At 36.9% G+C, this 6,632-nt stretch carries 5 protein-coding genes; all 5 read right to left on the bottom strand.

The genetic code is table 11. The features are described from left to right. Positions 1 to 143 precede the first annotated feature (143 nt). The 5 genes from J7J10_04505 to J7J10_04485 are packed head-to-tail and all read right to left on the bottom strand — an operon-like array spanning position 144 to position 6,436. A complete protein-coding gene (locus tag J7J10_04505; GenBank protein ID MCD6130191.1) occupies positions 144 to 1,769 on the bottom strand; it encodes a hypothetical protein in 1,626 nt (541 codons plus the stop codon). After that, positions 1,750 to 2,325 (bottom strand): UbiX family flavin prenyltransferase, encoded by a 576-nt coding sequence (locus J7J10_04500; protein MCD6130190.1) that lies wholly within the window; start codon positions 2,323 to 2,325, stop codon positions 1,750 to 1,752. The genes J7J10_04505 and J7J10_04500 overlap by 20 nt, the downstream gene beginning before the upstream one ends. After that, positions 2,322 to 4,406: an LPS-assembly protein LptD gene (locus J7J10_04495; protein ID MCD6130189.1), complete on the bottom strand. Its 2,085-nt coding sequence runs from the start codon at positions 4,404 to 4,406 to the stop codon at positions 2,322 to 2,324. The genes J7J10_04500 and J7J10_04495 overlap by 4 nt, the downstream gene beginning before the upstream one ends. Then, the gene (locus tag J7J10_04490) at positions 4,396 to 5,982 is read right to left on the bottom strand and encodes a DUF1957 domain-containing protein (GenBank protein MCD6130188.1); all 1,587 of its coding nucleotides are present in this window, start codon (positions 5,980 to 5,982) and stop codon (positions 4,396 to 4,398) included. The genes J7J10_04495 and J7J10_04490 overlap by 11 nt, the downstream gene beginning before the upstream one ends. Next, positions 5,972 to 6,436: a DUF4912 domain-containing protein gene (locus J7J10_04485; protein MCD6130187.1), complete on the bottom strand. Its 465-nt coding sequence runs from the start codon at positions 6,434 to 6,436 to the stop codon at positions 5,972 to 5,974. Before J7J10_04485 ends, J7J10_04490 begins: the two co-directional genes overlap by 11 nt. Between the last annotated feature and the right edge of the window lie 196 nt (positions 6,437 to 6,632).

Genomic DNA, 6,632 nt, shown 5'->3' with positions numbered 1-6,632 from the left:
AATTTTATGACACAAACCGCAGGTTTGGTCGTAAAAACTGGAGGTTTTTATGACACAAACCGCAGGTTTGGTCGTAAAAACTGGAGGTTTTTACGACAAAGGAAGAGGCAATTCGAGACTGAAAAAAGAATTTAACCATAATTTTACAATCGCCTTTCTGCGTCTATCATCATAGCAACAATAAAGGTAATTATAACAAAAGCAGCTATAAATATAATAGGGATGCCAAATAAAGTGTATTTAAAACCTCCTGCCCAGATAAGAGCAGTGGACAATAGAACAGCACACAAAATGAGGGTGAGGTTTCTCTGACGGGAAAATAGATGTTCCCTTCGCAAGAGGTCATTCATGCCTTCCATTCTTATGTTTATATCTATTTCTCCTTTTTCTATTTTTCCCAGCAGCCCAGCTAAGACATAAGGTATATGGCGTATCTTTAATATGTAAGCGATACTGAAGTGGGTGAACATCGTGTTTAAAATTTTGAAAATATTGAGTTTCTTGGTGATGAATTTTTTAAAGAATGGTTGGGCTAACTCTACAAAGTTGAATTCGGGATAGAGCTTTCTTCCTACCCCATCCGCAATGATTACTGCTCTTAAAAGCAGAAAACTACCTCTGTTTAAGTATGCTTTGTGTCTTCTGGCAAGACTAAATACATCCCTTAACATGTTGCCTAAATTGATTTTCTCTAAAGGTAGAGAGTGATAACTGTCGATCATTTGAGCAATATCTTTTTTCATCGCCTGAATATTAACTTTTTCTCTAAATTCTACAAAATTTTCTATTGCATAAAACATGCGTTCTGCATCTCTCTGGATGAATCCCATAAGCATATCTACAAGATTGAGACTGTCTTCTTCAGACAATCTTCCTACCATTCCATAATCTATGTAACATATTCTGCCATCTTTCATCAGTAGTATATTTGAGGGATGAGGATCGGCATGAAATATACCAAATTCAAAAATTTGCCGCCAGAATATCTTCGCTCCTTCCCGGGATAGTTTTTTTATATCAAAGCCCATCTGTTCTATCTTTTCTACATCATCCGCTTTTATTCCATCTATATATTCCATAACAATAATATTCTTTGTGGTGTATTGCCGATAAATGATCGGTACATAAACAAGGGGTGTGTCTTTAAACTTTTCTCTGAATATATCGGCGAAGGTTGCCTCTATTTCATAGTTCATCTCTCTTCCTATACTCTCTTCAAATTCTCTCAGAAAAGGCATGAGGTCTGTTTTGAGTATGCGTTTTATATCTCTGCCGACAATGGATAGAGTATGCCTCATAATATCGATATCTGTTTTTACTATTTCTTCAACCTGCGGTTTTTTTACCTTAATGATTACCTCTTTTCCATCTTTTAATTTTGCTCTATGCACCTGACCGATAGAGGCAGAGGCAAGTGCTTTTTCATCCACAGAAAGGAAGACTTTATTTATAGGGGCGTGTATCTCTTCTTCCATCCTTGTTTTTATCTGTTCAAAAGGAATAGGGGCTACCTCATCTCTCAATTTTTTCAGTTCATCTGTTATAGAGGGTGGGAAAATATCTTCTCGGGTGGACAAGAGCTGTCCTAACTTAATAAAGGTGGGACCCAAATCTTCCAGAAGCAGCCTCAGTTTTCGCCCTACATTTGTTACATTTTTTTTGAAAAGAAAAGCTTTTGTGCGTTCTGTAAATTCCCCAAATCCATATTTAGTAGCAATAATAAAGATTTTTCTCAGTCTTTTGATATTTTTAAAGGGCTGGATTGCCATGCCATCTCCGAAAGAGGCTGTGTTCTATCTTCAATATATCCAATATTTTGCCCACTACGAAATCTGTTATGTCCTCTATATTTTCTGGATGATGGTAAAAAGCAGGAATAGGGGGTGCAATCTTTACACCTATTTTACTTAATTTCAGCATATTTTCTAAGTGGATGGGAGAAAAGGGCATCTCTCTGGGGCTTAAGATCAGCATTTTGTTTTCCTTTATGGATACATCAGCCATTCTTTCTATTAAGTTTTGGGAAAAACCGTGTGCAATAGCGGATAGTGTCTTCATAGAACAGGGCATAATTATTGTTTTTTCTATACCGAAAGAACCGCTGGCCAGCGGTGAAAACAGATCATCATCTTCAAAATTATAGATTTTTCCTTTAAATCCGGCAGTTATCTCTTCCCATTCTTTGTTCATCTCCAACTTTATAATTTTCTTTCCCCATTTTGATATGACCACATAAATCTCATTTTCTGTTTGAGCTAAAAATTCTATTAGTCTTACGGCATAAGGCATGCCGCTGGCTCCTGTTATACCGCAGGCAATCTTCATGTTCCCTTGCCCCAGGAACCGATGGATTTCAAAGTGAACATAAACCATATACCTATATTTTTCTTTCTCTCTTTAACACCTTCTCTATTTTCCTCCATCGTTTCATTTATATATGTTTGCAGGCTTATACCCCAGCAGTCTTCCATATAGTTTATGCCGAACCGTTTTTGAGGAAAGTATCCATATCTTAAATTTCTTTCAAATGAATAGAAAATATTCAACCCTGATTGTGGATATATATCCACTCTTCCACTCCACGACTCATCGCTCAACAGGTAACCGGAATCTCTATTCATCACATAGCCGGTGGAGAACTTCAAGATACCCACATTTATGTGCGCATTTTCGCTGCTTTGTGTAAAAAGACCCTTTCTGGTAGAATAATGAGCTTTCCAGTCAAAGGAAAATGTATTTGTAGGTTTATATACACCTTCTATATAGAATGGCTCAAAAGCATTCTGGTGAAGGCGTTTTTTGTTTATATTAAAAGGCTGAGAGAACCTTACATATAGAGGATTAAAATATTTATTATTCTTTTTCTGTGTGATTCTATTTTCCAAACTAAAGGTTAACATATTCTTCTTATCTATAGTGGATATAAAATCGGGCAGCTCACTCTGGTCTTTGTAAGGAATATAATCGTAGGAGATTTGAGGAATGATTTTGTGTCTTATGCCTTCTGTATTTTCTTTATTTGTAAACCATATCTTTTCCAGTGTGGTGCTTGCAGTAAATATACCCTCAGGAATTGTTCTTCCCCTATTGTGTTTTTCACCGCTTTCATTTTTCCACCAGCTGTAATCATAATATAATTTTCCTTGCGGCAAAAAGCTGAACTGATAAATAGAAAAAGGTGCTTTTAATGAGGGATATAATGAATACACCCATCCTTTTTCTCCTTCTTTTCTGTAATTTTTTGTTAAGTATGTTGATGTGTTTAGATAAAATGGCGTGGATGGAATCTTTTTTTCTGTTATTGAAGCCTCAAATTGAGGATACTTTTGTAAGGTTTTATCATTGTTTTCCGAGAGCAGGTCTTCATAATAGTAGTTGTTTACAGCCAGTTTATATTCATTTTTGTGCCATTCCCACCACAGCTTGCTCGTTGTATATCTTTCGCTGGTCAAAGAAAGCTCATCGTCTCTAAATACATGATAGTTATTTCTATTACTCAAATGATTTATGTCGGATTTAATGATACCGTATTGGTTTAAATCCTGAGTATGCTTGATATGCACATTATAGCGGAGAGATTTTTTATCACTTGCCCCATATGGTTTTTCTTCTTTGAAAAATGTAGCATGCCACTGGCCAAAGCTATCTTTAGTCCAGAAGTATCTATATTCTACATCCATTCCGCTACCCTTTCTTCCTACATGATTATATGTGAAGGTAGCATCTTGAGAATCGGAGAGAGCTAAAAAAAACGGTTGTCTATATTTAAATCCTCCCCGAGAAGAATATCCAAGAGAAGGGGTTAAGAATCCTGTTCTCCTTTCTTTGTTTAAATCACGATATACATAAGGCAGTCCAAATACAGGCACGCCTTTTGTCTTAAAGACTAAAGGGTAGGCTTTCAGGTATTTGTCTCTTACTACATAAGTTTTTCTGGCATGGAAGGTCCATTTGGGGTGATTACATTTCCCCTTCAACCAGTTTTTACAGAAGCAGGAGGTAAGTGCGCTATTTTCTGCATAGAAGTGTGTTTTATTTAGAATGACAATCTTTTTTGCTTTTATCCACAGAGAATCTTTGGAGATGAACAAGGTGGCATCTTCAATAAACCCTTTCCATAAATTTGCATTTATTGTGCCCTTTTTCCCCTTTATCCAATCATCTTTGGAGTGAAATTCTACATTGCCTTTGACATGAGCGATACCTGTTTCCTTGTTAAAATCTATTTTGTCTGCTTTTAATGTTGCCTCTTCTCTTTTAATAATACAATGTCCCTCTCCGATGTAGAGTTTTTGTTTTTCGTAATAGGTGATGTTATCTGCTTCAATGTGGGTTTCCTGTGCGAAGGAATGGACAGAGAGGATGAGGAATAAAAAGATTATTCCTATTGTAATTTTAATATGCATAAACCTTCCAGTTCAGGTCCGGAAAAATATTGTCTTTTTTATAACTCTCTTCAGCAAATTCCACATCTATAAAGTTTCTCTTCAGGTTTTCATACATGTGATTGAACCTGTTTATGTGCAGTTTTTCTCTTCTTTCTGCATACTGGCGGCAGCTGCCTCCATGCATGATAAACGGCCAATCAGAGGATTGAGCCAGCAGTAATTCTCTTGCCATTTGAGACAGTATAAACGATATTCTTTCATCTTTTGTATCTTTGTATTTTTTTGCCATCTCTTCCATTCTGTCTTCCATTTCGTACAGATGTCTGTATATCCAATCATTTGCTTCGTTTAACCATATCTCTCCGTATCCCTTCCATCCCCAGCTGGATTCATTCAACCTGCTCATCTGATTTTCGGGATACATATTCAAATACTCATCAGGCGTTATAAGTTTCATGTCAAATTTCTCTATTTTTTTTATTATCTCTTCCAGAAAGTCTATTCCTTCCCACCACCAATGACCGAACAGCTCCATATCATAGAGTGCATTTATGATGGGTTGTCTATCATAAATGGTATTTAAATATTCCATCTGCTTCTGTCTATTGAGCAAAAAGTTTTCTGCATGGATGACTGCCTTTTTTCTGGCAGACTCGGGATTGTAAGGTTCTTTTTTTCCTAAATCTACATTACTGCCTGTGATTTTGTAATATTTTAATCCTGTATTTCTCCTTACACCATCTTTATGCAAGTAGGGTTTTATATAATCATAAGGGGCATCAAACCCCACATCTCTATAGAATTCCCTGTAATCAGCATCTCCGGGATAACCTTCCCTTGCACTCCATACCTGCCTGGAAGAGCTTATATCCCTTGCAAAACAAGCAACACCGTTTTCTGTGAACATCGGTGCGTAAACACCCCTCTTTGGATAGTGGTCTGCATACATAATGCAGTGTGTTTCCCCAAAGAAGTAATCTATGCCTTCTTTCTCCAATATATTTTCCACTCCCCTGTAATATCCGCATTCAGGCAGCCACAAGCCTTTTGGTTTTTTACCGAATACAGTTTTAAGATAGTCAAGTCCTATCTTTATCTGGGCTTCGTTTGCTTTTCCTGCATACCGTAGGTGCGGCATAAAGATATGGGTGGCGGATGTTGTGATGAGATTTAGCTTTTTTTCTTCAAAAAATCTCTTAAATGCTTTCGTAATTGGATTGTAGCGTGAAATTATCTCTTCTACCCTTTTTATTCTCTCTTCATACATCAATATAGATTTTTCAAATGCAGTGTTGTTTAGTCTCTTTTTCTCCTTAAAGATAAGCCCTTTCAAATTTTCCATCTTCTTTAAAAATCTCTCTGTTAACAGTTTATCTTCCATCATAGAACACAAGGTAGGAGACAGACTGAGCGTTATACTAAAGTCTATATCTTCATAACATAATCTTTCCAGCATATCTATGAATGGAATATATGTTTCCCACAATGCCTCATAGAACCAGTCTTCCTCTAAAAAATCATCAAATTCGGGATGACGGACATAAGGGAGGTGGGCATGCAGGACGAGATTTAAAAAACCCGGATTATTCTTCATAGGCGTGTTCCATCTTTTCTTCTTTAAGTATCTCTTTTTTCTTTATCCTTATCTTCTTCAGCTCCAGGCATATCCTGTTGGTGGATACGGAGTTATTGGGCATGTGAACAACATTGGACTGAGCAATTAGGACAAATTTTCCCTCTTTTATCTTACCTATCTGAGCGAGATAGACAGCAGAGGGATTTCCATTTAGATACCAGCTTCCTATATCATTTTCTACCTTAAATGAAAAGACTTCATTGTATTGTGGGAAATATCTGTAGGTGACATCAAATACACTGAGCGTAAAGGGTGGTTTTTCCATCACTTCCCAGAATGTAAATAAATGGTGGGGGTCAACCGACAAAAGAACGATCCTGTTTTTCATATATCTAAAGGGAATGGATTTTTCTTCTATTTGCCTCCAGCCCTGAGCTTTATAGAATTTTATCTTTTTTGCCTCTTCGTTCATATTTTCATATTATCATAATTTTTTTGTTTGACAAGCACACCGCACCCTCCTGTCATTCCGCACTTGATGCGGAATCTGGAGTATGGATTCCCGTTTTCACGGGAATGACAGAGGAAAAGGGAATGACACTCTTTCCCTGTCATTCCGTGCATGACACTTAGTCACTAATCAAGCTGGCCCCAAAACAACCGTAACA

Source organism: Deltaproteobacteria bacterium (assembly GCA_021159305.1).
In the GTDB taxonomy this organism is placed as follows: Bacteria; Campylobacterota_A; Desulfurellia; order JAGGSF01; family JAGGSF01; genus JAGGSF01.
This window is presented reverse-complemented; position numbering and strand designations above follow the sequence as displayed.